The organism is Streptacidiphilus sp. MAP12-33, assembly GCF_041261265.1.
Classification (GTDB): domain Bacteria; phylum Actinomycetota; class Actinomycetes; order Streptomycetales; family Streptomycetaceae; genus Streptacidiphilus.
Map to the genome: position 1 here is coordinate 173,315 of NZ_JBGCCA010000004.1, position 26,511 is coordinate 199,825.

General features: G+C 73.0%; 25 protein-coding genes and 2 pseudogenes. 15 read left to right on the plus strand and 12 right to left on the minus strand.

Features of this window, described 5'->3' with window-relative positions:
* Nucleotides 1-67 precede the first annotated feature (67 nt).
* From moeZ to ABH931_RS06715, 6 genes and pseudogenes are all read right to left on the minus strand, one after another.
* On the minus strand, nucleotides 68-1,246 hold the full coding sequence (moeZ, locus tag ABH931_RS06690) for an adenylyltransferase/sulfurtransferase MoeZ (protein WP_370110828.1): 1,179 nt from the start codon (nucleotides 1,244-1,246) through the stop codon (nucleotides 68-70).
* Between the two features lie 165 nt (nucleotides 1,247-1,411).
* Nucleotides 1,412-1,522 (minus strand): annotated as a pseudogene (locus ABH931_RS06695) (reductase); the annotation flags it as partial.
* Nucleotides 1,505-2,323: pseudogene (locus ABH931_RS06700) on the minus strand (NAD-dependent epimerase/dehydratase family protein); the annotation flags it as partial. The pseudogenes ABH931_RS06700 and ABH931_RS06695, both read right to left, overlap by 18 nt.
* Before the next feature lie 230 nt (nucleotides 2,324-2,553).
* Nucleotides 2,554-3,507 (minus strand): hypothetical protein, encoded by a 954-nt coding sequence (locus tag ABH931_RS06705; RefSeq protein ID WP_370110829.1) that lies wholly within the window; start codon nucleotides 3,505-3,507, stop codon nucleotides 2,554-2,556.
* A gap of 161 nt (nucleotides 3,508-3,668) precedes the next feature.
* Nucleotides 3,669-5,144, minus strand: coding sequence for a glycosyltransferase (locus tag ABH931_RS06710; RefSeq protein ID WP_370110831.1), 1,476 nt, complete (start codon nucleotides 5,142-5,144; stop codon nucleotides 3,669-3,671).
* A 546-nt stretch (nucleotides 5,145-5,690) separates the two neighbouring features.
* Nucleotides 5,691-6,641, minus strand: a complete 951-nt coding sequence (locus ABH931_RS06715; RefSeq protein ID WP_370110833.1) for an alpha/beta fold hydrolase — start codon at nucleotides 6,639-6,641, stop codon at nucleotides 5,691-5,693.
* A gap of 95 nt (nucleotides 6,642-6,736) precedes the next feature.
* Between ABH931_RS06715 and ABH931_RS06720 the strand changes: the two genes are divergently transcribed.
* The 4 genes from ABH931_RS06720 (at nucleotide 6,737) to ABH931_RS06735 (ending at nucleotide 8,520) form a co-directional block, all read left to right on the plus strand.
* Nucleotides 6,737-6,946: a hypothetical protein gene (locus ABH931_RS06720; RefSeq protein WP_370110834.1), complete on the plus strand. Its 210-nt coding sequence runs from the start codon at nucleotides 6,737-6,739 to the stop codon at nucleotides 6,944-6,946.
* A 145-nt stretch (nucleotides 6,947-7,091) separates the two neighbouring features.
* Nucleotides 7,092-7,733: a TetR/AcrR family transcriptional regulator gene (locus tag ABH931_RS06725; RefSeq protein ID WP_370110835.1), complete on the plus strand. Its 642-nt coding sequence runs from the start codon at nucleotides 7,092-7,094 to the stop codon at nucleotides 7,731-7,733.
* 124 nt (nucleotides 7,734-7,857) lie between these two features.
* On the plus strand, nucleotides 7,858-8,082 hold the full coding sequence (locus ABH931_RS06730) for a DUF3107 domain-containing protein (protein WP_370110836.1): 225 nt from the start codon (nucleotides 7,858-7,860) through the stop codon (nucleotides 8,080-8,082).
* Nucleotides 8,083-8,247: 165 nt separating this feature from the next.
* Complete coding sequence (locus tag ABH931_RS06735; protein WP_370110838.1) at nucleotides 8,248-8,520, plus strand: hypothetical protein; 273 nt, start codon at nucleotides 8,248-8,250, stop codon at nucleotides 8,518-8,520.
* A 24-nt stretch (nucleotides 8,521-8,544) separates the two neighbouring features.
* Here the strand turns inward: ABH931_RS06735 and ABH931_RS06740 are convergent, their stop codons facing one another.
* Complete coding sequence (locus ABH931_RS06740) at nucleotides 8,545-9,288, minus strand: ferritin-like fold-containing protein (RefSeq protein ID WP_370110840.1); 744 nt, start codon at nucleotides 9,286-9,288, stop codon at nucleotides 8,545-8,547.
* 563 nt (nucleotides 9,289-9,851) lie between these two features.
* Between ABH931_RS06740 and ABH931_RS06745 the strand changes: the two genes are divergently transcribed.
* The 6 genes from ABH931_RS06745 (at nucleotide 9,852) to ABH931_RS06770 (ending at nucleotide 16,557) form a co-directional block, all read left to right on the plus strand.
* The gene (locus tag ABH931_RS06745) at nucleotides 9,852-12,872 is read left to right on the plus strand and encodes a DEAD/DEAH box helicase (RefSeq protein ID WP_370110842.1); all 3,021 of its coding nucleotides are present in this window, start codon (nucleotides 9,852-9,854) and stop codon (nucleotides 12,870-12,872) included.
* Nucleotides 12,873-13,130: 258 nt separating this feature from the next.
* Entirely contained in the window at nucleotides 13,131-14,051 is a 921-nt protein-coding gene (locus ABH931_RS06750; RefSeq protein WP_370110845.1) for an alpha/beta fold hydrolase, read from the plus strand.
* A 109-nt stretch (nucleotides 14,052-14,160) separates the two neighbouring features.
* Nucleotides 14,161-14,310, plus strand: coding sequence for a hypothetical protein (locus tag ABH931_RS06755; RefSeq protein WP_370110848.1), 150 nt, complete (start codon nucleotides 14,161-14,163; stop codon nucleotides 14,308-14,310).
* Between the two features lie 110 nt (nucleotides 14,311-14,420).
* On the plus strand, nucleotides 14,421-15,059 hold the full coding sequence (locus ABH931_RS06760) for a DUF6758 family protein (protein WP_370110849.1): 639 nt from the start codon (nucleotides 14,421-14,423) through the stop codon (nucleotides 15,057-15,059).
* 51 nt (nucleotides 15,060-15,110) lie between these two features.
* Nucleotides 15,111-15,959, plus strand: a complete 849-nt coding sequence (locus ABH931_RS06765; RefSeq protein ID WP_370110850.1) for a PHP domain-containing protein — start codon at nucleotides 15,111-15,113, stop codon at nucleotides 15,957-15,959.
* A gap of 127 nt (nucleotides 15,960-16,086) precedes the next feature.
* Nucleotides 16,087-16,557: a hypothetical protein gene (locus ABH931_RS06770; RefSeq protein ID WP_370110853.1), complete on the plus strand. Its 471-nt coding sequence runs from the start codon at nucleotides 16,087-16,089 to the stop codon at nucleotides 16,555-16,557.
* Between the two features lie 7 nt (nucleotides 16,558-16,564).
* On the opposite strand, the gene ABH931_RS06775 is transcribed toward ABH931_RS06770, so the two are convergent.
* Both ABH931_RS06775 and ABH931_RS06780 read right to left on the minus strand, forming a co-directional pair.
* A complete protein-coding gene (locus ABH931_RS06775; RefSeq protein ID WP_370110855.1) occupies nucleotides 16,565-17,203 on the minus strand; it encodes a suppressor of fused domain protein in 639 nt (212 codons plus the stop codon).
* Nucleotides 17,204-17,241: 38 nt separating this feature from the next.
* A complete protein-coding gene (locus ABH931_RS06780) occupies nucleotides 17,242-18,201 on the minus strand; it encodes a DMT family transporter (RefSeq protein ID WP_370110857.1) in 960 nt (319 codons plus the stop codon).
* A 231-nt stretch (nucleotides 18,202-18,432) separates the two neighbouring features.
* On the opposite strand from ABH931_RS06780, the gene ABH931_RS06785 reads away from it, so the two are divergent.
* The 5 genes from ABH931_RS06785 (at nucleotide 18,433) to ABH931_RS06805 (ending at nucleotide 23,487) form a co-directional block, all read left to right on the plus strand.
* Complete coding sequence (locus tag ABH931_RS06785) at nucleotides 18,433-18,972, plus strand: hypothetical protein (protein WP_370110859.1); 540 nt, start codon at nucleotides 18,433-18,435, stop codon at nucleotides 18,970-18,972.
* 213 nt (nucleotides 18,973-19,185) lie between these two features.
* Nucleotides 19,186-20,481 (plus strand): magnesium transporter MgtE N-terminal domain-containing protein, encoded by a 1,296-nt coding sequence (locus tag ABH931_RS06790; protein ID WP_370110861.1) that lies wholly within the window; start codon nucleotides 19,186-19,188, stop codon nucleotides 20,479-20,481.
* The gene (locus ABH931_RS06795; protein ID WP_370110864.1) at nucleotides 20,465-21,007 is read left to right on the plus strand and encodes a DUF1003 domain-containing protein; all 543 of its coding nucleotides are present in this window, start codon (nucleotides 20,465-20,467) and stop codon (nucleotides 21,005-21,007) included. The genes ABH931_RS06790 and ABH931_RS06795 overlap by 17 nt, the downstream gene beginning before the upstream one ends.
* An 84-nt stretch (nucleotides 21,008-21,091) precedes the next feature.
* Entirely contained in the window at nucleotides 21,092-22,246 is a 1,155-nt protein-coding gene (locus tag ABH931_RS06800) for an Mrp/NBP35 family ATP-binding protein (RefSeq protein WP_370110866.1), read from the plus strand.
* 476 nt (nucleotides 22,247-22,722) lie between these two features.
* On the plus strand, nucleotides 22,723-23,487 hold the full coding sequence (locus ABH931_RS06805) for a hypothetical protein (RefSeq protein WP_370110868.1): 765 nt from the start codon (nucleotides 22,723-22,725) through the stop codon (nucleotides 23,485-23,487).
* Nucleotides 23,488-23,520: 33 nt separating this feature from the next.
* On the opposite strand, the gene ABH931_RS06810 is transcribed toward ABH931_RS06805, so the two are convergent.
* From ABH931_RS06810 to ABH931_RS06820, 3 genes are all read right to left on the minus strand, one after another.
* Nucleotides 23,521-24,252, minus strand: a complete 732-nt coding sequence (locus ABH931_RS06810; RefSeq protein WP_370110870.1) for a hypothetical protein — start codon at nucleotides 24,250-24,252, stop codon at nucleotides 23,521-23,523.
* A 116-nt stretch (nucleotides 24,253-24,368) separates the two neighbouring features.
* Complete coding sequence (locus ABH931_RS06815) at nucleotides 24,369-24,830, minus strand: sec-independent translocase (RefSeq protein ID WP_370110872.1); 462 nt, start codon at nucleotides 24,828-24,830, stop codon at nucleotides 24,369-24,371.
* A gap of 109 nt (nucleotides 24,831-24,939) precedes the next feature.
* Complete coding sequence (locus tag ABH931_RS06820; RefSeq protein WP_370110874.1) at nucleotides 24,940-26,259, minus strand: S1C family serine protease; 1,320 nt, start codon at nucleotides 26,257-26,259, stop codon at nucleotides 24,940-24,942.
* Nucleotides 26,260-26,511 lie beyond the last annotated feature (252 nt).

The window sequence follows — 26,511 nt, forward strand, 5'->3', positions numbered from 1 at the left end:
CGAGGGGCCCTCCCGGACCGTACGGTCCGGGAGGGCCCCTCGCGTTGCGGATCTCCTGGCGGAAGTCCTAGTAGACGGGCTTCTCCGGCTCGATCTGGTTGACCCAGCCGATGACGCCGCCACCGACGTGCACCGCGTCGGCGAAGCCGGCCGCGTGCAGGACGGCCAGCACCTCGGCGGAACGGACGCCGGTCTTGCAGTGCAGGACGATCTTCTTGTCCTGCGGCATCTTCTCGAGGGCGTTGCCGAGCAGGAACTCGTTCTTCGGGATCAGCGTGGCGCCCGGGATGTTGACGATCTCGTACTCACCCGGCTCGCGGACGTCGATGAGGAAGATGTCCTCCTCGTTGTCCTGCCACTCCTTGAGCTGCTTCGGCGTGATCGTGTTGCCCGCGGCGGCCAGCTGGGCCTCCTCGGAGACGGCGCCGCAGAAGGCCTCGTAGTCGATCAGGTCGGTGACCGTCGGGTTCTCGCCGCACAGCGCGCAGTTCGGGTCCTTGCGCACCTTGACCTGGCGGTACTGCATCTCCAGGGCGTCGTAGATCATCAGACGGCCGACCAGCGGCTCACCGACACCGGCGAGCAGCTTGATAGCCTCGGTGACCTGGATCGAACCGATGGACGCGCACAGCACGCCCAGCACGCCACCCTCGGCGCAGGAGGGAACCATGCCCGGCGGCGGCGCCTCCGGGTAGAGGCAGCGGTAGCAGGGGCCGTGCTCGGCCCAGAAGACGGAGGCCTGACCGTCGAAGCGGTAGATCGAACCCCACACGTACGGCTTGCCGAGCAGCACGGCCGCGTCGTTGACCAGGTACCGGGTGGCGAAGTTGTCCGTGCCGTCGACGATCAGGTCGTACCCGGCGAAGATCTCCTTGACGTTGTCGACGTCGAGGCGCTCCTCGTGCAGGATCACGTTGACGTAGGGGTTGATCTCCTTGACCGAGTCACGCGCGGACTCGGCCTTGGAGCGGCCGATGTCGGACTGGCCGTGGATGATCTGACGCTGCAGGTTCGACTCGTCGACGGTGTCGAACTCGACGATGCCGAGGGTGCCGACACCGGCCGCGGCCAGGTACATCAGTGCGGGCGAGCCCAGTCCACCGGCGCCCACACAGAGCACCTTGGCGTTCTTCAACCGCTTCTGCCCGTCCATCCCGACATCCGGGATGATCAGGTGGCGGGAGTACCTGCGGACCTCGTCCACGGTGAGCTCGGCAGCGGGCTCGACCAGGGGTGGCAGCGACACGGGGGACTCCGGTGGTGGTCAGGCGATGTGTTTCCCTGGCCAACAGTGCCACGCGCGGACCTATTCCGAAGCACCTGGTCCAATGTGCGAGACATCCGATGAGACGATCGTGAGACGAGCCCCCCGGCCCGCAGGTGAGAAGGGTGGCCGCGTGGCCGGGACGGCTCAGACGCGGCAGGCCGTCTCCATCCAGATGTCCGCCAGCGACTCCTCCAGCGGCACTCGGGGCCGCCAGCCGAGCCGCTCCCGCGCGGTGCGGATGTCCGCCTGCCGCCACAGCACCTCCATCGGCCGGTCGGCGGCGTCCGCGCCGGAGATCGGGCTGCGCGACTCCTCCATCAGCCGACCCTCGAAGCCCGAGGCCCGCACCAGCAGCCCGGCGGCGTCACGCATCCGCACTCCGGCACCGCCACCGATGTTGATCACGCCGGTGGCCGCCGAGACAGCGGCGGACTGGACGGCACGCGCCACGTCCCGCACGTCGACGAAGTCTCGGAATGCGGACAGATCGGCGGTACGAACATGAGACTCGCCCCGCTCCAGCGCCCGCCGCAGTCCCTCCGAGAGACGCCCGAAGAGGGACCCCGCCGGAACGCCGGGACCGACCACGTCGAAGATCCGCAGCACGACGGCGTCCAGACCCGAGGAGAGCGCGAGCTCCGTCCCCGCCAGCTTGGTGACGCCGTACGGCCCGAGCGGACGCGGTTCGGCCGTCTCGGCCGTCGCCGTGCCGATCGGGACCGGACCGTACTCGGCGGCGGAGCCGACGTGCACCAGCCGGGCCGGGTCGTGGCTGCGACGGATCGCCTCACAGACCGTCGCGACGGCCTGGGTGTTGGCCCGGACCAGATCGCGCGGGCTGCCGTAGGTCGCACCGGCACAGTTGACGACCACCCGCGGCATCACGGCGTCGAGGAACCGGGCCAGCGCGCCCGGGCTGCCCGCGGCGAGGTCGAAGCGGATGTCCGCCGAGTCGCGTCGGCCGAGCACAGTGACCTGGAGTTCCGGGTCGGCGAAGAGTCGATCGGCGACGCGACGGCCGATGAAGCCGTCGGCGCCCAGCAGCAGCACCCTCATCAGGTGGTCCTTCCGTACGTAGTGCGGTTCGTTGCTCGATGGGTGGGTGGCTCCCCGGGCGGATCCCGAGGTCCGGACCGGCGGGCGGACCGCGCGTCGGGGGCACGGGGCGGTTGTCGTCCGTGCGGAGGCGAAGGAGCGGCCGGCTCGCGAAGCGCCCCGCCTCGCCCCGCCCCAGAGCTGTTCGCCCGGGCCCCTGTGCCGAGGCCGGGATGATCGGAGGGCCTGGTCTACGGCCCTGGCGCCACCGCCTCGTCCCCCGGCGGGGGCCGGTGGGCCGCCGGGCTCAGCAGGGAGGCCCAGGCGTAAGGCAGCAGCAGACAGGCCGTCAGCGCGCAGCCCCACGCGATCGCGGTCGGCTGGGCCGGTACGGCCCGGGCCATGGCGGCGCAGCCGGACGAGGCGGCGAGGACGGTGAGGGCCCCCGGAACCCGCACGCCGTGCCGCAGCATCAGGGCCACCAGCAGCGCCGCTCCGGCTCCGCCCTGAGCGGCCCAGACCGCCCCGGGGCTCGACCAGACCGGCGCGATCACCGAGGCACCATGGCCGCCGCCGGGCGGCAGCGCGAGGGCCGCCGCCGTGAGACCGGCCAGCACCGCCAGGTACCCCAGCACCACCGCGGGCAGCACCGGCCGCATCCGCGCCCGGAACTCGCGGGAGGATCGGGCACGGACATGGCCCCAACCCAGGTGGCGGAACCAGCGGGCCGACCACTCGGCGGCCCCGACCCCCGCCGCCAGCGCGAGCTGAGGCGGACCGACGCCCTGGGCGAGGCCCAGCAGGGCGCCGACACCCAGGGCGAACACTGCCCGCTCGGGAGGCCGCAGCCCGCGCCCCGACGTCGGAGCGGCGACCAGGGCGAAGGCCGTCACCTGGGCCACCGGGGGAACCGGCAGCCCGAACGCCCGCAGGCTCCAGAGCAGCAGGGACACCGCGACGAGGGCCGCTGTGACGGTCGCGGCCGGTCGGGCCCGGCGTCGCCAGGCTCCCGGGTCCGGTGGCGCCGCGAGCGCCCGGCGCGGTACGCGGGCATGGAGCTCCTCGGCGAGCGAGAAGACGTCGGCGTGCCGGAAGCGACCGGCGGTCTCCGGGCCGATGCCGGAACGCTCCAGCACCGCGGCGATGTCCAGCGGGTCCACCGCGTCCGCGTACAGCTCCTGGTGGCGCTCCATCAGAACCTGCACCGGATCGGCCGCACCCCGCGGACGCGTCGGCGGGGCGGAACGGGCGGGCCGCGACGGGCCCGCGTGGCGGCCGGGACCGGGGACGGACCGGGGACTCGCGGCATGCTGGCCGGAGCCACCGTGCCTCGGCGCGGGGCCGCCGCGTGCGGCGTGACGAGGCGTCATTGGGCGGGCACCCCCTTCGGGAAGGCCCCGACCCAGTACTCGGCCGGGCGGGCGAAGGGCTGTCCGGCCCGCTCCGGGGCGGGCGCGGGGAGCGCGGCCGCGAGCTCGAGGTAGAGCGTGCCGAAGGCGTCGACGGCCGGCTCCACCGCGTACAGCTCCTGGGCGCGCAGACGGCCCGCGTGACCGAGACGCTCACGGCGCTCCTCGTCCCGCAGCAGTGCGGCACAGGCCGCGGCGAGCGGGGCGGGCTCCCCGACCGGGACGAGCAGGCCCGTCCGCCCCAGCACCTCCCGCGCCGCGCCGGAGTCGGCCGCCACCACCGGGCGGCCGCTGAGCTGGGCCTGGGCCAGCAACTGCGGGCGCACCCCGGCGCTGCCGGAGAAGACCAGGACCGTGGCGTGCTCGTAGGCGGAACGCAGCCGCACCGGGTGGCCGTCGAACGAGACAGCGTCCGCCCCCGTGCCGCCCTCCGTCGCGTCGTCGAAGAGGCGCCGGGCCAGGGAGCGGCAGTGCTCCTCGTAGGCGGCCGCGCCGGCGGGGGCTTGGCCGTGGACGCGCAGAACCGCGTCCGGCAGTTCCTCGCGGACCAGCGCGAAGGCCCTCAGCATCGCCTCCAGCCCTCCGGCCGGCTCTATCGGCCCGAGCCATGCGAGCGTCGGCCGCTCCGGCTCGGGCCCGACCGGCGGCTCCTCGGCGAGCGGGGTGGCCTCGTAGACCACGCGGATCCGCTCGCGCCGGGCCCCGCAGTACTCCTGCCAGCGCTGGTCGAAGGCGCTGCCCGGCGTGATCACGTCCGCCTGGTCGTAGCCCTCCCCGGCGAGCAGCCGGTGGAAGGCGAGCAGCAGGGACCGGACCGGCCACCGGTACCGGGAGGCCCGGTAGCCGCGGTAGCGCTCGCGCAGGTGCAGGTTGTGCTCGGTCAGCAGCAGCGGCAGGCCGAGGCGGGTCTTGGCGACGAGGCCCGCGAGCAGGGCGGACGGCCCGTCGACGACGTGGCAGACGTCCGCGCCGTGCAGGGCGCCCTTCGGGCCGTACCAGGGCAGCGAGAGCGGTCGCAGGGCGCGTTCCAGCAGATCCGTGGCGACCAGGGCGTCCTGCACCAGGGGTACGCCCGCGTCCCCCGGCCCTGCGGCGACAGCGGCGGCCGCCGAGCCGAACCAGGTCGACTCCAGCGCCCGGACCGCGGCGCCGGACCGCAGCAGGGCGGGCAGGCCGCCCGCCCGCGCCTCGTCCGTCAGCGCGTTCAGGGCCTCGCCGAAACCGGCCGCGGCGCGGGGCTCGACCAGCGAGCGGACCAACTCCCCGTACGCGGCCAGGGCGCGCCGTCTGCGGGCGGCGAACGGCGGTGCTGAGCGGGGGCGATCCGCGGCGGCGGGTGAGATCCGCACGAACTCGTGCTCGGGCAGGGCGGCGACGAGCCGGTCGCTCCACGCGACGGAGGCGACACTCTCGGTGACCAGTGCGATGCGCATGGGACCTCCGTCCGGAAGATGACGACGAATTCAGGCGGAGGACCACACGGGCGCACACGGCCGCACAGCGGCCGAGCTGACCACTGACTCCCCCACCACGCACACGCCGACCGCGGTTAACCCCGACGCGGGGACGCGTGTTCGGCCGACGGCACGAAACTACGTCCCACCACCGACACCCAGTCGGCCATCCGGCCCCCTACCACCCGAAGGAGTGAAGCCCCGACGCTTGCCCCTCAACCGGTCGTTGCACTCCGCCAGGGGCGGGAGGAACTGCCGATGTGCGGCTCCTCCCCCAGCCTTCGGCCGGGAGGTGCCCCCTGCGGGGGCGCGAGAACCGATGCGCCGGGCCTGGTCGCCCATCGGTCCGGCAGGTGCCCCCTGCGGGGGCGCGAGAACCCGCCCGAGGGGGATGGCCCTGCTCGCATCGGGACCATCCGCACGCCGGAGGGGGCACCTCCCGGCCGAAGGCCGGGAGATTGTCGCGCCCACCGGCGGAGCCGCGCATCGGCAGAGCCCCGCGCCCGTGGAAGGTGCCACGAAAGGTCAGCCGTCGACCTCGGCGAGGAAGTCCTCGACGCGGGCGGCGAGCAGGGCCGGGAACTCCATCATCGCCACGTGCCCTGCCTCCGGCAGGACCAGGAGGCGGGAGTCGGCGAAGGCGCGCGACGCCCGGCGCGCCATGCGGTAGCCGACGAGCTTGTCCCGCAGGCCGTAGACCAGGAGCGTCGGGGCGGTGACGCGTTCCGCCTGGCGCCAGAGCGAGTGCGCGCCGCGCTCGGTGTAGGCACGGACGATGCCGCGGGCGCTGCGGGCGAGGACGTCGAGGGTGTACGGGAGCTCCGCACGGCGCCGGTACTCCGCGACCATCACCGCCCGGCGCTCGGGCGGGATGCGCCCGGGATCGCCGTAGCAGAGTTCGAGCACCGCCTGCGTCTGGGAGTCGAAGGTGGTGCCGCGGGAGGCGCGCCGGATGACGCCGGCTGCTCCCGGGAGGGCGAGCAGCGCCGTCGGCCAGGCGGTGGTCTGCGGCGGCAGTTCGGGCAGGGCCGGGGAGATGAGCGTGAGGCTCCGGACCAGGTCGGGGCGGAGGGCCGCGAGGCGTGTCACGACCGCGCCGCCGAGTGAGTTGCCGAAGAGGTGGACCGGCCCGCGCTCGCCGCGTTCGATGTGGTCGACGACGGCGCGCATGTGCGCGTCCAGGGAGAGGTCCGCGTCGTCCGGGGGCGGGGACTGCCCGAAGCCGGGCAGGTCGACGGCCTGGCCGTCGACCGTGCCGGCCAGCTCGGCCATCAGCAGCTCCCAGTTGCGGGTGGACCCGCCGAGGCCGTGGACGAACAGCGCGGCGGGCAGCCCCGCGCGGGCCGGCGGCTGGGCCTCCGTGAACAGCGCGCTGCCGGGCACCCGCACCTCGTGCAGTCCACCGACGGCGGTCGGGGCGCCGGTCGGGGCGCCGGTGGAGGTCTCGGCCTCGAATGTCTCGCGCAGTCCACTCATGGGGACGATGCTAAGAGGGCGGTGCCGTGACAGCACCGCCAATCCCGTCCCCTCAGCCACCTCCACCCCGCACCCGCGCCATCAGGGAGGCCACCATGTCCGAGGTCAACGACGCCGCACTCGACTCCCTGGACGTCGCCGAGGCCGACGAGCGCCCTGAGGTCGAGCCGGACGTCGACGACGGCGAGGCGGGGGGCGAGGAGCTGAAGAGCCTCACCCAGGAGGAACTGGCCCTGGAGTCGCCCGAGGCGGACACCGTGGAACAGAAGGTCGAGGTCCGAATCGATGAAGACGAGTACCGGTGACGGGGGTGCTTGTGGAATCCTCACAAGCCAAGGTCGGGACTTTCGGGTCCGGACCTGCGACATCGGCCATTACCCGAAAGTAGGATGGCCGCAGGTGTCGGCCCAGGACGGCGCCTGTGAATCCAGACGCTGAGTGAGGAGCACCGTGACGGCAATCCAGGACACGGCCGAGCGCCCCCGGGGTACTCGCCTGCCGCGCAGTGCCCGCCGGAACCAGTTGCTGGGCGCGGCCCAGGAGGTCTTCGTCGCGCAGGGCTACCACGCCGCGGCGATGGACGACATCGCCGAGCGCGCCGGGGTCAGCAAGCCGGTGCTCTACCAGCACTTCCCGGGCAAGCTCGAGCTCTACCTCGCCCTGCTGGACACGCACTGCGAGGCCCTGGTCGAGGCGATCCACGCCGCGCTCGAGTCGACGAACGACAACAAGAGCCGCGTGCTGGCGACGACCGAGGCCTACTTCGAGTACGTCTCCTCCGAGTCCGGCGCCTTCCGGCTGGTCTTCGAGTCGGACCTGACCAACGAGGAGGCCGTCCGCGAGCGCGTCGAGCGCGTCACGCGGGACACGGCCACGCTCGTCAGCAAGGTGATCGCCGAGGACACCGACCTCCCGGAGGAGGAGTCCATGCTGCTGGCGGTCGGCGTCTGCGGGCTGTGCCAGATCACCGCCCGCTTCTGGCTCGCCCAGGGCGCGACCATTCCGCAGGACGAGGCGGTCCGCATGGTCTCCAGCCTGTCCTGGCGCGGCCTGAAGGGCTTCCCGCTGCACGGCGGGGACGCCGCGCACTGATCACGGTGCCCCGACCGGCCCCGCTTCGCGGCCGGTGAGCCGTATGGTGGGGCCGTACGGCATGTGGCCTCTCGGCCGCGTGTGAACGACGAACGCCTGTGATGGGCCCGGAGGGACGAAAGCCGTGGAGGTCAAGATCGGCGTGCAGAACGCGGCTCGGGAGATCATTCTCGAGAGCGCGCAGACTGCCGACGAGGTCGAGAGCGCTGTCGCCGCTGCGGTGGACGGCGGCAAGCTGCTGAAGCTGACGGACGAGCACGGCCGCAAGATCCTGGTCCCGGCCGACCGCCTGGCCTACGTGGAGATCGGTGAGCCGACGCGCGCGAAGGTCGGCTTCGGCACGCTCTGAGGCTCGCGAAGGCGGAGCTCAAACACCGAACGCCCCGGTTTCCCCCGCACGTGGGGGAAACCGGGGCGTTCCACGTGTCCTGGCATGTCCCGTGCTCGTTGTGGGTAGGGCTTTCTCGACCCCAATCCACAGCAAACGGACAGAACCGCCGGGGAGGCCGTGACCATGACCGCCGAACTGATCGCTTTCGCCATTGCCGGCCTGGCCGTCGGGCTGGGCGCCGTCGTGCTGCTGAGCGACCTGTTCCCGGCGCCGCGACTGGTGACCTTGCTGACCGGCCTCTGCTCGGCGCTGCTGCTCGGCGGGATCGCCCACACCGCGTTCGGCGACGGACACCCGGTCGAGACGGTGATCTGCTCGTTCCTCGGCTCCGCCGCGATGGTCTCGCTGCTCGCCCGGCCGGACCAGCGGTCAGGCCACCGTCCCCGGCACGCCTGACCGCCGTTCACCGGCGGGTGGGGTTCAGGAGGCCAGCCCCAGCGCCGCCATGCGGCGAGTGTGGGCCTCGGTGATCCGGTTGAACATCTTGCCGACCTCGACCAGGTCGAAGCCGCGCACCTCGGTGCCGCCGATCAGCAGGTTCGACAGCGCGTCGCGCTCGGCGACGACCCGCTGCGCCTGACTCAGCGCCTCGCCCATGAGCCGGCGGCCCCACAGGGCCAGCCGTCCGCCGATGCGCGGATCGGCCTCGATGGCCCCGCGGACCTTGCCGACGGCGAACTCGGCGTGCCCGGTGTCGGCCATGACGCGGAGTACCAGCTCACGGGTGTCGTCGTCGAGCCGCACCGCGACCTCGCGGTAGAAGTCGGCCGCGATGGAGTCACCGACGTAGGCCTTGACCAGGCCCTCCTCCCAGTCCGCCGGAGCGGTCATGCGGTGGAAGGACTCCAGCGCCTCGGCGAAGGGCTGCATCGCCTCGGCCGGGTTCTCACCGATCCCGGCGAGGCGGTCGGACAGCACGCGGTAGTGACCGAACTCGGCCGCCGCCATGCCCGCGAGCGCGGCCTTGTCCTCCAGGCTGGGGGCCAGCTTCGCGTCCTCGGCCAGCCGCTCGAAGGCGCTGAGCTCGCCGTAGGCCAGCGCGCCGAGCAAATCGACCACGGCCGCGCGGTACTGCGGATCGGCCGAGCAGCTCGCCCAGTCACCGATCGACGGGTACGCGGCGGTGTCCGCCTCGTCCTGATTGGGTGCTTCAGGGGTCTCCATACGCGGCACCTTAGTGGCCCGAGAAGGACAGCAGACGCCGATAAGCGGGCAGGAAAGGACCCGATGTCACCCGCGTCACATGTTCGATCTTCGACTTGACGGTATGGTTGTAGCGAGGCCCGGTGTCTTTCGTGATCCGAACGGACGCGAACGCGCATCGCGCCTCACGCACGCGGATGCCCGGTCGGTCGCACGATCGGCTCCGACCGACCCCGCAGTGGCCGAGCGAGGGCCGCCGCAGACCGCGCCATCGCGGTCCCGCGCCGGGCCTCCATTGCAGTGCCGCTCACCGTGCCCCGTCGAGTCCGCTCCCCGCGGACGCGTCCTGGACGAACACGTCCACGGACGTCACCGCGACGTGCAGGCGCGTGAGCCGCCGCGAGGCAAACCGGTAGCGGTCCGTGCGCCCGTCCTGTGACGGGTGCCCGGCCGTCCCCGCGATCGGCCGCACCACATCCGGAAGAGGCACAGCCCTGACTACGTTCCGTGAACTCGGGATCCTTCCCGAGACCGCAGAGGCCCTCGAGGCCGTCGGTATCATCACCCCTTTCCCGATCCAGGAGATGACCCTCCCGGTCGCCATGACCGGCCATGACGTCATCGGCCAGGCCAAGACCGGCACTGGCAAGACCCTGGGCTTCGGGCTCCCCATCATCGACTCCGTCCGCGTCGCTGCCGACGTGGACGCCGGCCGGCTCACCGCCGCCGAGCTGCCGACCGCGCCGCAGGCGCTGGTCGTCGTCCCGACGCGCGAGCTGTGCACCCAGGTCACCAACGACCTGCTGGTCGCCGGCAAGGTCCGCAACGTCCGGGTCCTCTCGATCTACGGCGGTCGCGGCTACGAGACCCAGATCGAGGCGCTGGAGCGCGGCGTCGACGTCATCGTCGGCACGCCCGGCCGTCTGCTGGACCTGGCCCGCCAGAAGAAGCTCGACCTCTCCGCCGTGCGCGTGCTCGTGCTCGACGAGGCGGACGAGATGCTCGACCTGGGCTTCCTGCCCGACGTCGAGCGGATCCTCGACCTGCTGCCCGCGCGGCGTCAGACCATGCTGTTCTCGGCGACCATGCCGGGCGCGGTCATCGGCCTGGCCCGTCGCTACATGAACCGCCCGACGCACATCCGCGCCACCGCGCCGGACGACGAGGGCGCGACGGTCGCGAACATCTCGCAGCACATCTTCCGTGCCCACTCGCTCGACAAGGTCGAGATGATCGCCCGCCTGCTGCAGGCCGAGGGCCGCAACCTGGCGATGATCTTCTGCCGCACCAAGCGCACCACCGCCGACGTCGCCGAGCAGCTCACCAAGCGCGGCTTCGCGGCCGGCGCAGTCCACGGCGACCTCGGCCAGGGCGCGCGTGAGCAGGCGCTGCGCGCGTTCCGCAACGGCAAGGTCGACGTGCTGGTCTGCACCGACGTCGCCGCCCGCGGCATCGACGTCGAGGGTGTCACCCACGTGGTGAACTACCAGTGCCCCGAGGACGAGAAGACCTACCTGCACCGCATCGGCCGTACCGGCCGCGCGGGCGCGTCGGGCACCGCCGTCACGCTGGTCGACTGGGACGACATCCCGCGCTGGCAGCTGATCAACAAGGCGCTGGACCTGAAGTTCAACGACCCGGAGGAGACGTACTCGTCCTCCGCGCACTTCTACGAGCAGCTGCACATCCCCGCCGGGACCAAGGGCGTGCTGCCGCGCACCGAGCGGACCCGCGCCGGTCTGGACGCGGAGGAGATCGAAGACCTGGGCGAGCCGGGTGGCGGTCGTCGCAGCCGCGGCACCGCCGCGAAGCCGGCCGGTCGCGGCGACGAGCGGGGCGGACGGGGCCGTGACGGCTCCCGCGACGGTGCCCGTGAGGACGCGCGCGACAGCGAGCGTCCCGCCGGGCGTCGCGAGCGCGACCGCAAGCGCCGCCGTACCCGTGGCGGTCTGGAGAACGAGGGCACCGACACGTCCGCGACCCAGGTCGCTCCGTCGGACGACGCCGTGGCGGCATCCGTCACCGGCGACGCCGCGGAGGCCCCCGCACGCCGTCGCCGTCGCCGTTCCCGCGGAGCGGAGCAGACGCCCGTCGCGGCTGCGACCGCGGCCGCGGCAGACGTGATCGAGACGCCGGTCGCCGCCGAGGCCGTCGAGGCACCGGTCGCCGACGAGGCGCCCGCGCAGCGTCGCCGTACCCGGGCTGCCAAGGCCGAGGTCGTCGAGGCTGTCGAGGCCCCGGTCGCCGAGGCGCCGGTTGTCGAGGCACCCGTCGTCGAGGAGGTGCCCGCGCCGCGCAAGCGCACCCGCGCCACCAAGAAGGCCGTCGCCGAGGTGCCGGCCGTCGAGACGCCCGTCGCCGAGGTGCCGGTCACCGAGGAGGCGCCCGCAGCGCGTCGCCGCACCAGGGCCGTCAAGGCCGAGGCCGTCGAGGCACCGGTCGCCGAGGCCCAGGCCGTCGAGGAGGTGCCCGCGCCGCGCAAGCGCACGCGCGCCACCAAGAAGGCCGTCGCCGAGACCGCCGAGACGCCCGTCGTCGAGGCTGTCGAGGTCGCGGAGGTTCCCACCGAGGAGACCCCCGCACCGCGTCGCCGCACCCGGACCGCGAAGGCCACCGCCGAAACCGCCCCCGAGGCCCCCGCCATCGAGGCACCGGCCGCCGAGGCACCGGTCGCCGTCGAGGCCCCGGCCCCGCGCAAGCGCACCCGGACCGCCAAGGCCGAGCCCACCGAGGCCGTCGAGGCACCGGCCGCCGAGGCCCAGGCCGTCGAGGAGGCGCCCGCGCCGCGCAAGCGCACGCGCGCCACCAAGAAGGCCGTCGTCGAGGCACCGGCTGTCGAGGCCGTCGAGGCACCGGTCGCCGAGGAGGTGCCCGCGCCGCGCAAGCGCACGCGCGCCACCAAGAAGGCCGTCGCCGAGACCGCCGAGACGCCCGTCGTCGAGGCTGTCGAGGTCGCGGAGGTCCCCACCGAGGAGACCCCCGCACCGCGTCGCCGCACCCGGACCGCGAAGGCCACCGCCGAAACCGCCCCCGAGGCACCGGCCGCCGAGGCACCGGTCGCCGAGGAGGTCCCGGCCCCGCGCAAGCGCACCCGGACCGCCAAGAAGACCACCGCCGAGACGCCCGCCGTCGAAGCCCCGGTCACCGAGGCACCGGCCGCCCAGGCCGCTGTCGTCGAGGCCGTGGCCGAGACGTCGGCGCAGCCGGCGCCGGTCGCGGTGGCGCCGCGCAAGCGGCGTCGGGCGACGTCGGGTGTCACCGACACCAGCGCCAAGGCCGCCGACGTCGTCGCCGCACCTGCCGAGGAGCCGCAGGCGCCGGTGGAGACCGCCGCTCTGCCCGCGCCGCGCAAGCGCCGCCGGGCGACCTCGGGCGTCACCGACACCACCGCCCGGGCCGCGGCTCTGGCCGCCGCCGCGCGGATCGAGGCGGACGTCCCCGCGCAGCGCGCGGAGGCGACGCCGGTCGCGGCCGAGGAGGAGCGCCCGAAGCGCAAGCGTCGCAGCGTCCGCCTCGCGGAGGCAGCCGCCGCCACCGCCGCCGCGGAGGCGGCCGGGGTGACGACGCCGCCGGCGAGCACGGGGCGCCGCCGCTCGCGCGCCTGACGGTCCGACACCGCGTGGAAACGGCGCGGCGGGAACCCTGACGGGTGCCCGCCGCGCCGTCGCGTTCTGCGGCCCGCGCTGCCGCCAGTCGTGGCGAGCAGTCGTGGCGGGCTGTCGTGGCGGGCTGTCGTGGCGGGCAGTCAGGATTCCGGGCCGCCCCGGCTCCCGACGCGCCGCCAGGAGGGCGAGGACATCTCGCCGACATCTGCCCTGGCTAGGCTCGAAGCCGCCCGTCGCGCCACCAGGAGGTCCCGCCAGATGAGCACCCCGCCCTTCCTCACCCTGCCCGGCTGCGCCCGCAGCGTCCGGCTGCGGACGGCGCGCGGCGAGTTCGCCGCGCTGCACGCGGTCCCGGAGGGTGACACACGGGGCGTGGCCCTGCTGGTACCCGGGTTTACCGGGAGCAAGGAGGACTTCATCGCCCTGTTGGCGCCGCTCGCCGCGGACGGGTTCGAGGTCTACGCCGTCGACCAGCGCGGTCAGTACGAGACGGGTGGGCCCGACGACGCCGCGGCCTACGCGCTGGAGGAGTTCAGCCTCGACCTGCTCGCGCTCACCGCGGAGCTGCGGGCCGGTACGACCGGGGTGAGCGGCTCGGTCGCCTCGCTCCGGCGCGCGCCCCACCTGGTCGCGCACTCCTTCGCGGGCTACGTCGCCAGGGACGCGGTCCTGCGGGCGACCGGGACGCCCCTGCCGTGGTCGTCGCTCACACTGCTCAGCACCGGTCCGGCGGCCATCGGCCACGGGGAGACCGAGCGCGCCAAGCTCCTGCTGGCCGCGCTGCCCGCGATGACGCTGGAGGAGATCTGGCAGGCGATGCAGGACATGGACGAGGCCGGCGGGGTGGGCGCGCGCCTGGAGCCGGAGATCGCGGGCTTCCTGCACCGCCGCTGGCTTGCCAACGTCCCGGCCGCGCTGAGCGCGATGGCGCAGCAGCTGGTCTCGGAGCCGGACCGGGTGGACGAGCTGGCGAAGGCGCCGCTGCCGAAGCTGGTGCTGTCGGGCGAGACGGACTACGCCTGGCCGGTCGAGCTGCAGGCACAGATGGCCCTGCGGCTCTCCGCCGAGCACGTCGTGATCCCCGGCGCCGGGCACTCCCCCAACGCGGAGCGGCCGGAGGGCACGGCGGTGTCGCTCGCCGCGTTCTGGACCGCCCACAGCGGGGGCGAGCAGGGCTGACACCTCCCCGGACGGTGGCACGAAGGCGACACGCAGGGTTAACGGATCGCTAACCACCCCGCAGCAGGCGTCACCCAGGATGGGACTCACCACGAGAGGGGAGAGGCCCATGCGATTCGAGATCTTCCGCCTCGACGAGGCCGGAGTGGCTCAGGACACCCTGATCGCAGAGGCGGACGCGGTCCGCTCGATCGTCGATCACGCCGCCGCCACCGGCGAGCGGCTCTACATCCGCCCGGTCCCGCAACCCGTCTCCTGACACCGCTCTCCGACGGCGTCACCGGTGCGGGCGCCTCACTCGAAAGAGGCATCGCCCGCCCGGGTGATCGTCCTTGACGGACCGGTCGTGAGGGAGGACCGTGGTCCTCTATGAGGGGCGAGCCCAGTTGCCCGAGGTGCGGGGGCCGAGTCCGCGCCCCGGGGTTGTTCACCGACACGTGGCAGTGCGACAGACACGGAACGGTCTATCCTCTGCAGCCGGTCGTCCCGCCCAGCGTCGAGGCGCTGGGCGTTGCCGTCGCCAGGGCCGAGGTTCCCGTCTGGCTGCCCTGGCCGCTACCGGTGGGCTGGCTCTACACGGGTATCGCCCACGCTGGTGACGACGTCTCGGGAACGCGGGCGACCGCGGTCGCCTGCTCCGGTCCCGGCCCGCTGGGCGGTCCGGGAGAGCTGCTGCTGATCGCCGAAGAGCTCGGCGTGGGGCTCGGCGCGCGGTACGCCGGGCTGTCCGGCCCCGATCCGGGCGACGCGATCGCGGTGAACCGCCCACCGCACGCGAAGGTCCTGGCGGCGGGGCGCCCGACGGCGATGTGGCACGTGCCGGACGCGCCGGACGATCGTGCCGTCTTCGTCGGCGAGGCGCGCGGGCTCTGGCTCTGGGCCGTGATGTGGCCCGAGCGCTCCGGGCTGCTGATGTATGACGAGCTGGTCCTGACGGACCTGAGGGACGCGGGCGCGGAGCTCGACCTCCTGCCCTGCGGGGCGCTGTCGCCCCGCATCCTGAAGTAACGCTGTCCGGGGGAAGTAGCGCTGTCCGAGGGCTCCCCTACCCTGGACGGCATGCGCATCGATCTGCACGCCCACAGCAACGCCTCCGACGGGACGGACTCCCCCGCGGAGCTGGTGCGGAACGCCGCCGCCGCGGGGCTGGACGTCGTCGCGCTGACCGACCACGACACCACCGCCGGCTGGGCGGAGGCGGCGGGCGCGCTGCGCGGGACGGCGTTGACCCTGGTGCCGGGCGCCGAGCTGTCGTGCCGGATCGAGGGCATCTCGATGCACATGCTGGCCTACCTCTTCGATCCGGAGGAGCCGGCCTTCGCCCGGGAGCGCGAGCTGGTTCGGACGGACCGGGTACGCCGGGCGCAGGCGATCGTGGAGCGGTGCCGGGCGCTCGGCGCGCCGGTCACCTGGGAGCAGGTGCTGGGCATCGCGGGCCGCGGCGCGGTCGGGCGGCCGCACATCGCCTCGGCGCTGGTCGAGGCGGGTGTCGTGGAGAGCGTGGACTCGGCCTTCACCAGGGACTGGCTCGCCAACGGCGGGCGCGCGGACGTGCCCAAGCGGGAGACCGACCCGGTCGAGGCGGTCGCACTGGTGCGCGGAGCCGGAGGCGTCGCGGTGTTCGCGCACCCGGGAGCGTCCAAGCGGGGGCGGACGGTCTCCGAGGCGACCATCGCGGACCTGGCCGCGGCGGGCCTGACGGGGCTGGAGGTCGACCACATGGACCACGACGCGGAGACCCGCGTCCGGCTGCGCGGACTCGCCGCCGAACTGGGCCTGCTCGTCACCGGCTCGTCGGACTACCACGGGAGCCGAAAGACCGTCAGTCTCGCCGAGAACACGACGGATCCGGCCGTCTACGAGGCCCTCGTCGGCCTGGCCACCGGAGCCAAGCCGATCACCGGCTGAGCCGGCCGGAACCGTACTGCCGACCGGCCGTCCGACCGAACGGAAAACCTGCTAGCCTCTGGCCTCCTCGACGGGCACCGGGGGTGTGGAGCCCGTCCCTCTTCGTTTCTTCCTCAGGGGTGGGTTCATGGCGATTCGCCGTGCCAAGCAGAAGCAGCAGGTCATCGAGAAGCTCTCGCAGGTCGCTCCTCCCGGCGAGACCTTCATCGCCTGCGTGCACGTGGAGACCGGGCCGAGCCCGTGGCTGAACGCGATCTTCGACGAGATTCCGGGCGTCGGCCTGGTCGTCGCGCTCACGCGGAAGTTCTACTTCCTGACGCTGACCAACACCTCGGTCGTGGTCAACACCGCGAGCCGGTGGACCAACCGCCCGGGCGACGTCGTCGGCGCCTTCCCGATCCCGTCCTTCCCGGTGAGCCGGATCAAGCGGGCGACGGTCTGGAGCTCCCTGTACGTCGAGATGACCCCGGGTGCCAAGCCGACGCGCCTGAACGTCCACCGCTACTGGCGAGGTGAGCTGGACCAGCTCCTCGCCGCGCTGCCGCAGGCGCAGATCCCGGCCCAGGGCGGCGCGCCGGTCGGTCAGCCGCAGGCCTGACCCGAGGTCAGGAGTCGCCGAGCGGAACAGAGACGCGCCGCTGGTCGCGCAGGTCCGTGCCATGGCGCAGCCACCGCTCCTGGAGCTCGGCTGCGCCGTGCACGCGCTTGTGCGCGGCCTCGTTCGGGGTCATCGGCAGCAGCGGCAGGAAGCGGATCGCCTCGGCCGGCTCGGGCAGCTCCAGGTCCGCGACGAGGCCGCCGGGCTCGGCGACGAGGAAGGCGGTGAAGGGCGCCCCCGCCCAGAGCGGATCGCCGAGGTCGAGCGAGGCGCCCGGCGCCACGACCAGTCCCTCCACCTGCGGGGCGGAGGCGAGCGTGGCCAGCGGACGGAGCAGCCCGTCCTGGCCGCCGCGTACCGTGACCACGAGCTCGGCGCGCGGCCCCGCGATGGGGTCGGCCACCAGCGCGGTGGGGTCGGTCATCGGCGCGGCGGACATGCCGAGGGTGACGTAGCGGAAGAGCCCGTCGGGCTGGGGGAAGCGCAGCACCTCGATCCGCTCGGCCCCGAGGAAGGTGATCGCGGCGCGGCCGTCCGGCTCACCGAAGGTGCTGATCAGACGCGCCTCGACGGCGGCCAGGACTTCGTCCGGCACGGACGGGGCGGGCAGGTCCGACGGATCGGACGGGTCGGCTGGGTGCGGCATACGCAGAGCCTACGACCTCACCCGGCGGGCCCCGTCGTTCAGGACGCGCGCTGGCCGGCGCGGATGATCAGCAGCAGGCCGGCCAGGATCATCGCCATGGCCGGGTAGACCGCGACCGGCGGCAGCTGCCCGAGCCAGACGGCGGCGATCAGCGCCGCACCCGGGGTCTCCAGCAGGATCGCGGTGGAGACGAACGACGGGCCGAGGGTCCGCACCACACGGTTGCTCAGCGAGTGGCCGAGGAACTGCGCCGAGGCCGTCAGCAGCAGGATCTGCCACCAGGCGGTGGAGCTGTAGCCGGAGAGCGACTGCCCGGACAGCAGGCAGGCGATCAGCAGCAGCACGGCCGTGGTCGCGTAGCAGACGAAGGTGTAGGCCGTCGTGCTGACGGTGCGTCGGACCTCGCTGCCGAGCAGGAAGTAGCCGGAGGCCGCCATGCCGGCGCCGAGGGCGAGCAGATCGCCCAGCACGGCACGGGAGGAGAGCGTCAGGTCGAAGCCTGTCAGCAGGACGACACCTGCGAAGGCGAGGCTGATCCCGATCCAGACCACGCGCGGCGGCCGGTGGCCTCGCAGGCGCAGATAGAGCGTGGTCCACAGCGGGGTCGCGGTGCACAGGGCGGTGGAGGTGGCCACCGAGGTGAGCCGCAGGCTCGGCAGCCACATCGCGAAGTGCAGGGCCAGGAACCCGCCGGCGGCGAGCGAGAGGCCGACCGATCGTCGGCTCATCGCGCGCAGCTCGCCGCGGTGCCGCAGCAGCGCGATCGGGGCCAGCACGCCGGTGGCGATGCAGTTGCGCCAGAAGGCGATCGCCACGGCCGGGGCGGCGATGGCGCTGATCAGCGGCGCGGACAGGGCGACGCCGGCGACGGCGAGAGCGAGCAGGAGGAAGTCGATCCTGGGCACGGCCGCGAGATCGGGCTGCGCGCCCCGCGCCAGCGAGGCACCGGACGCCTGCGAGGTCGGCGTCGGGGTCGCGCTCTCGGCAGTGCTGGACACAGGCTTCTCCTCGGTGCGACCACGGCGCGACCACGCAGGGACCGACCGGCCGTCGGTAAGGGGCGTATCGATGGTAGGTGAATGACACCCTCCGCATCCACGCGCGTCCACGCCTTGGTTTCCCCTCGCGGACGGCCGACGGAAGGGCGGTCACAGACGGCCGGTGAGCTGTCGGCGGGCGGTCGTCGGACCTCGGAGAGAAGCCGCGCGGGAACCCAATACCCTGTGAGCATGACTGCTGAGCCGAGTGCCGAGCTGCTGGACCGCGCCCTGATCGAGGAGGCCGCGAAGAAGTCCGGTCTGCTGTGGGTGCGGCGCGACGGCGGACGGGACCGGGCGCTGTGGCACGCATGGGTCGACCAGGCGGTGGTGGTCGTCGGCGACGGGGGCGAGCAGCCGCTGGGCGATCTCGGCACGGGTCTCGATGTCGTCGTCACCCTGCGCAGCCGGGACAAGTGGGGGCGGCTCGTCGCCTTCCGGGCGCACACCGAGTTGCTGGCCCCGCACAGCGAGGCGTGGCAGGCGGCCGTCGACGAGCTGAAGGGCAAGCGGCTCAACGCCTTGGACCACGACACGATCGCGGACCGCTGGGCCGCGGACGCCCAGGTGCTGCGAATGGTGCCGCAGGGTCCGAGTGTCGAGCATCCCGGCGCGATGCCGGATGTCGCGCACGCGGCCGCGCCGGCACCCACCGGCGCCACGACGCGTGAGCCGATCCCGGCCGCGCTGCCCAGGCTGGTGTTCGGCCGCAAGCGCCGCGGCGCGTCCTGACACCACGGCCCGCTCGGGCACCACGGCCCGCTCGGGCACCACGGCCCGCTCGGGCACCACGGCCCGCTCGGGCACCATGTCCGGACGACACCACGCACGGGCGTGCACACAGGCCTACACAAGGGATAGACCTCGCATTCCAGGTAGCCTGGCGATCGGCAACGCGTCAGTCGGACGAGGTCACAGGACGAGCGACAGAGAGGGAGGCAGCGCGTGAGTGCAGGCGCCTCGCGGGTCTTCGTCTCGCACCTGTCCGGAGTGACGGTCTTCGACCCCAACGCCGACTCCGTCGGGCGGATCCGGGACCTCGTGGTCACGCTGCGGCTGGGCGGACGGCCGCCGCGCGTGCTCGGCTTCGTTGTGGAGGTGCCCGGCAAGCGCCGCGTCTTCCTGCCCATGAACCGGGTCACCAGCGTGGAGTCCGGCCAGGTGATCATGACCGGCGTGATCAACATGCGGCGCTTCGAGCAGCGGCCCACCGAGACGCTCTGCCTGGCCGAGCTGCTGGACCGGCGCGTCACCCTGCGCGAGACCGGTCCCTACGGCGAGGAGGGCGAGCTGTTCACCGTGCTCGACGTCGCCATGGTGCGCACCCGCACCCACGACTGGGAGATCAGCAAGGTCTTCGTGGAGAAGGGACGCCCCGGCCGGCTGCGGCGCAAGGGCGAGACCATGGTCGTCGAGTGGTCCGCCGTGACCGGCTTCGCACTGCGCGAGGAGGACCAGGGCGCCGCCAACCTGCTCGCCACCTTCGAGCAGCTGCGCCCCGCCGACCTTGCCAACGTGCTGCACCACCTCTCCCCCAAGCGCCGCGGCGAGGTCGCCGCCGCGCTCGACGACGAGCGGCTCGCCGACGTCATGGAGGAGCTGCCGGAGGACGACCAGGTCGCGATCCTGGCCGGCCTGCACCAGGAGCGTGCCGCCGACGTGCTGGAGGCGATGGACCCGGACGACGCGGCCGACCTGCTCTCCGAACTGCCGGACGAGGAGGCGGAGCAGCTGCTCCAGCTGATGGAGCCGGACGAGGCGGAACCGCTGCGGCGCCTGCTGACCTACGCCGAGCACACCGCCGGTGGTCTGATGACCACCGAACCGATCGTGCTCTCCCCGGACGCGACGGTCGCCGAGGCGCTGGCCCGCATCCGCATCGAGGACCTGAAGCCCGCGCAGGCCTCCGTCGTCTTCGTCTGCCGCCCGCCGCTGGAGACGCCGACCGGCCGGTACCTCGGACTGGTCCATTTTCAGCGCCTGCTGCGCGAGCCGCCGTACACACTCGTCGGATCACTCGTCGACCGTGACCTCGATCCGCTCACGCCCGCGACCGAACTGCCGCGCATCACCAGCTTCCTGGCGACCTACAACATGGTGGCCGCGCCGGTGGTCGACGAGCTCGACCGGCTCCTGGGCTCCGTCACCGTCGACGACGTGCTGGACCACCTGCTCCCGGAGGACTGGCGCGAGGCCGCACTGCACGGCGAGGAGGTGACCGCCGATGGCTCCCACCGGTGAGCAGAAGCCCAAGCGGCCCCGGCTGGACCAACCGCAGCGGCGCTCCCGGCTGAACCTGCCGCAGCCGGACCCGGACGCGTTCGGACGGCTGTCGGAGCGGTTCGCGCGCTTCATGGGCACCGGCCGGTTCCTGGTCTGGATGACCATGTTCATCGTGGTCTGGGTCGCCTGGAACGTGCTGGCCCCACCCGCCGTGCGCTTCGACCAGTACCCCTTCATCTTCCTGACCCTGGTGCTGTCCCTGCAGGCCTCCTACGCGGCACCGCTGATCCTGCTGGCGCAGAACCGGCAGGACGACCGGGACCGCGTCAACATGGAGCAGGACCGCGCCCGGGCGAGCCGCACCGTCGCCGACACCGAGTTCCTCACATTGGAGGTCGCGGCGCTGCGCCAGGGCCTCGGCGAGGTCGCCACCCGCGATTTCCTCCGCAGCGAGCTGCAGCAGCTGCTCAAGGAGTTGGACGCCCGCAACGGGGACGGCCAGGAGCCGGACGACCGCAGGCTCACCCCGTCCGACCTCCTGTGACGTCCCGCCTCCGGTGACCTGATGTGATCCGCCGCACGCTACCGGTGGGTCAGCGAGCGACACGGGCCGCCGTACCATTCCGGTATGGCAACCGACACTGAGGCGACTCCCATCGAGGAGTCCGTGCGCGCCGCGCTGGCGAAGGTGCAGGACCCGGAGATCAACCGGCCCATCACCGAGCTCGGCATGGTCAAAACCGTGGCGGTCGACGCCGCGGGGGCGGCGAAGGTCGCGGTCTGGCTGACGGTGTCCGGCTGCCCGATGCGCGAGACCATCACCAGCCGTGTCCGCGACGCGGTCTCCGCGGTCCCCGGCATCTCCTCGGTCGAGGTCGAGCTGGACGTGATGAGCGCCGAGCAGCGGCAGGAGCTCGCCGCGACGCTGCGCGGCGGCCAGGCGGAGAAGGAGATCCCCTTCGCCAAGCCCGGCTCGCTGACCCGCGTCTACGCGGTCGCCTCCGGCAAGGGCGGCGTCGGCAAGTCCTCGGTGACGGTCAACCTGGCCGCGGCCCTGGCCGACCAGGGTCTGAAGGTCGCCGTGGTCGACGCCGACATCTACGGCCACAGCGTGCCCCGCATGCTCGGCGCCGAGGGCCGGCCCACCCAGGTCGAGAACATGATCATGCCGCCGTCCGCCAACGGCGTGAAGGTCATCTCGATCGGCATGTTCACCCCCGGCAACGCGCCCGTCGTCTGGCGCGGCCCGATGCTGCACCGCGCCCTGCAGCAGTTCCTTGCGGACGTCTACTGGGGGGATCTGGACATCCTGCTGCTCGACCTGCCGCCGGGCACCGGCGACATCGCGATCTCGGTCGCCCAGCTGGTCCCGAACGCGGAGATCCTGCTGGTCACCACGCCGCAGCAGGCCGCGGCGGAGGTCGCCGAGCGCGCCGGCACGATTGCGCTGCAGACCCACCAGACCATCGTCGGCGTGATCGAGAACATGTCCGGCATGCCGTGCCCGCACTGCGGCGAGATGGTCGACGTCTTCGGCACCGGCGGCGGCCAGACGGTGGCCGACGCCCTGACCCGCGCCACCGGCGCGAAGGTCCCGGTGCTCGGCAACATCCCGATCGACGTCCAGCTCCGCCAGGGCGGCGACGAGGGCAAGCCCGTGGTCCTCTCCGACCCGGACTCCCCGGGCGGCTCCGCCCTCCGCGCCATCGCCAACAAGCTGGCGAACCGCCAGCGCGGCCTCTCCGGTCTGTCCCTCGGCCTCACGCCGAAGAACAAGTTCTGACCGGTCGGTCCTCCGGCCTCCGACACCATCGCCGATCACTCCCCGGCCTGCGGGGAAGTGGTCGGCGATTGTCGTCGTTGGGCACCTTGGCCCACCCCGCACGGCCCCGAGACGGCCCGGTAGAGTCCCTCCGAGCGATGGGGTCGCCCGCACGGTAAAGGACGGGACCCGGGGTGCGGACAGGGTCGTCTGCCTCATCGCCGACACCGGCCTGAGGAGCCTCCGTCCAGGCAACCTGGGCCGAGCTGGACTCCCGCCACCTGCGCAAACCTCCGCCGATTCCACGTCGGGCGGTGTCCGCGACCAGACTGTCGACGTCTGCCGTCAGGACAGCTCCGCCGACACCGGGAGGTCCCCGGTATGCCTCCGGTGCGCGGTCGAGGAGGGCCGGCCCCCGTGGGGCGGCGCATGATCGATACGGGATCGAGACGCAGGGACGTGTACACACTCCTGTGGTGTTCCTATGATCTCGCCCCGTGCTTCTCGCGATCGACACCCAGTCCGATGCCTACCACGCCGGCCAGATGGCCGCCCCGATCCTGATGGGCGCGGTCGCCCTCGCCGTCCTCTGGGCCGCGACCCGGAATTGGCGGCGGCCCCAGCCGGAGCGGATCCCCGAGGACATCGAGGAGGCGACGCAGCTCGGCCGGGCGCGGACCAGGAAGGTCGCGCTCGCCTCGCTGGCGATCGTCGTCGGCGCCATCGGGCTGGACGTGGTGCAGGACATCGCCTCCGGTGGCCAGTACGGCAGCGCGGCGTCCAAGGGGCCCGACACGGTGACGATCACCGCGCCCGCCTCCCTCGACGACTACCAGCTGATGACCGGTACGACGGCCGACCAGCTCCGGACCCAGTTGCAGGGCAAGGTCAGCGGGGACCTGTCCCCCCAGCACGTCCTGAACTTCTACAGCGGCGCGGGTGCCCCCACACGCCCGGTCCTGATCGTCGTCACCGACACCAGCGCGGTCGACAGCCGACTCGCCGCCGACCTCGACGCGCACTCGGCCGACAACCTGAACGCCGACTTCATGGCCGGGGGCCAGGTGAGCCGGCCCCAGGTCTTCCCGCTCGGCACCGACGGCAACGGCGAGATGCAGTGCGGTCAGAACACCGAGGAGACGATCTGCCAGTGGACCGACGCCGGCTCCCAGGGCGTCCTTGTCACCGCCCTGAACAACGGCATCTCCGTCCAGGACCTGGCCACGCTCACCGCACGGTTCAGGACCGCCGCCGAAGGGTGACAGCGGTCGCGCCCGCAGCGGGTGCGACCGGGCTCAGCCGCCGTACGAGGTGAAGTCCTTGACGGCGCCGAAGCCCAGCCCGTAGGCGCTCACGCCGCGGCCGTAGGCGCCGATGTGCACACCCTCGGCGTCACCCGCGAGGACCCAGCCGTACTCCGACTCGCGGTAGCGAAAGGGCTGCGGGGTGCCGTCGACGGGCAGGGTGAGGGAGGACCAGGCCGGTCCCTCGAGGTCGTCGGCGAGGTCCCAGGCCAGCGTCGTCTGCTGGTCGAGCCAGTCCTGGCGCAGCGAGCGCTCCATCGGGGCGTGCTCGGTCGCGGCAAGGAGTCCGGAGCCGGCCAGCCAGGCCGCGGAGGAGACGGAGGTCGCCTCAAGCATGCCGGTGCCGTTCTCCAGCCGCCGGGCCTCGCGGCGGGCGACCGTCACGACGACGGCGAAGCGCTTGCCCTCGGCCGGGTCCTGGGCGAGGTAGGAGCGGACGGGCTCGTCGCCGTGACCCAGCGAGCCGTAGTCGACCGTACGGCCGTCCGGGGAGGTGCCGGTGGCGCCGTACCAGCGGCGGCCGGTCCAGGCGTCGTCCAGGCCGTACCAGGGGAAATCGACCCCGCCGAAGCCCGGCTCGGTCGGCTTCGCCTCCGCGTGCGGCTGCTGCTCGGGCTGCTCGACCACCTGCTCAGCAGTCGGCTCAGCCGCCTGCTCGGCCACCTGCTCAGCCGACTGCTCCGGTTCCTGCTCCGCCGCCACGGTGTGGCTCGTGGTGTCCATACCGGCCCTCCTCCTTGGTCCGCCCCGGCAGAAGATTACCGGGGCCGGGCGGAGCGGCCGTGCAGGGAAGGGGCAACGCGCGCGTCAGGCGGGCACGGGTGTCCTTCGAGGGGCCGTCAGGTCGCGTCGAGGTCGTACGGGGCCCGCTCGTCCGCGGCGGCGGATGCCGCGGGAGCCGGGGTCGCGGACGACGCCGGGGTCGCCGTCGCGGCCTGCTCGGCCTCGACCTTGCCCAGCGGGTCGTTGCGGACCGAACGCACCGCCGCCGAGGCCTCGGAGGCGTCGCGGGTGAAGCCGTTCTTCAGCTCCTGGATCTCGCCGAGACCGAACTCGTCGCCGTGCCGCTGCATCTGCTTGCGGACGAAGGTCTTCGGGTTGAGGTCCTGGAACTCGAAGTCCTGGTACTCCGGACCGAGCTCCTTGCGGATGTCCTCCTTGGCGCTGTCGGAGAACTCGCGGATCTTGCGGATGATGCCCATCGCGTCCTGGACCAGCTTGGGCAGCTTGTCGGGGCCGAAGATCACCACGGCGAGGACGACGAGCACCACCATCTCCAGTGGGCTGATGTCGAAGAACATGCGGTGGGCTCCCCTGCTGACGTGTGGACGGGTCCAGCGTAATCGCCCGCGCGGCAAGTCGTACCTGTCCCCGGTGAACCGGCGGTGTGAAATGGGCGTTCGGACCCGTTCAGGCCTTGGTCGAGGTGATGTCGGTGGGTCCGGTGGTGAGCTTCGCCTCGATCCGCAGGCTGGCCCCGCCCCGCAGCACCGTGAGCACCGTGACGCCGGTCGGTTTGCGACCGCGGATGAGCGCGATCAGGTCGTCGGCGTCGGTCACGGCCACCCCGTCGGCCGCCGTGACGACGTCGCCGACCTGGAGCTTGGAGCCCCGGGCGTGCACCTCGGTGATCTTGGCGCCGCCGTCGAAGCCGCGGTCCAGGGTGACCCCGATCGTCGGCGGCGTGGCCCGCCCACCGCCGATCAGCTGCGCCGCCACCTGCGTGGCCTGGTCGATCGGGATGGCGAAACCCAGACCGATACTGCCGCTGGTGCTGTCACTGCCGTAGGGATCGGAGCTGTCCGGGTCGGAGGAGCGGATCACCGTGTTGATGCCGATCACCGTCCCGCTCGCGTCCAGCAGCGGGCCGCCGGAGTTGCCGGGGTTGATCGGCGCGTCGGTCTGCAGCGCGTCCAGGTAGGAGTGCCCGGCCGGTGAGTCGAGGCTCCCGGAGACGATCGGGCGGTCGACGGCGCTGACGATTCCGGACGTGACCGTGCCGCGCAGTCCGTAGGGGGCGCCGATCGCCATCACCGGCTCGCCGACCTGGACGTTGTCCGAGTCGCCGAAGGTCGCCGGCGTGAGCCCGGAGACGCCGGTGACCCGCAGCACGGCGAGGTCGCTGCCGACGTCGCGGCCGATGATGTCGGCCGGGTGCCGCTGACCGGTGCTGAAGGTGACCGTCACCGTGCCCGTGGTGCCGTTGGGGGCGACCACGTGGTTGTTGGTGAGGATGTGGCCGTTGGCGTCCAGCAGGATGCCGGTGCCGGCGCTGCGCTGGCCCCCGGCGTCCACCTGGAGGTAGACCACGCCCGGCAGGACGTCGTGGAGCACGGCCGCCGTACGGCTGGACGGCTTGCTCGCGGTGGTCGACGCCTGGTGCAGCGTGAGCCGGCCCCCCTCGGCGGCTCCCTCGATCGCGACGCCCAGGCCACCGCCCAGCAGGCTCGCGACGACCACGACGAAGGCGACGATCAGCAGGCCGCGGGGAGAGCCGAGCGCGGGCGCGGAGCGGGGACGGCGGACGGCCCCTTCGGAGCTCCGACCGTCGGGTGCGGGCCGGTCCGGGCAGCCGTCGGCGTCGTCGGCCGACGCGACTGCCGTGGGCGCCCCACCGAAGATCGGGCCACGCCGCGCGTCAGGTCCGTCCGGGTGGCTCCACCACTCGGGCGCGGGCCGTTCGGCGCGTTGCAGCGCCCGCGACCCTTCCACCTGGTGCTCCGCTGCCATGCCGAACCCGCTCCTCCATGCCTGCTGCCCTGGCATTGAAACAGGTCGGAGGCGGTGCGGGCTACGCCATCGTGAATGTTCCCAGTTAACGAACAGGTGACTGAACAGGCCGTCGACAGGCAGCCGCACTGACCTGGAGATCCACTGACACCCCGGAAAGGTGTGACGCGCGGGCGCGGGGCGGTCGGCGGAAACGGGACGTGGCAACCGCCCGGAGGGGTCGGCCGCCACGTCCTCGCGTGCCCGATGTGC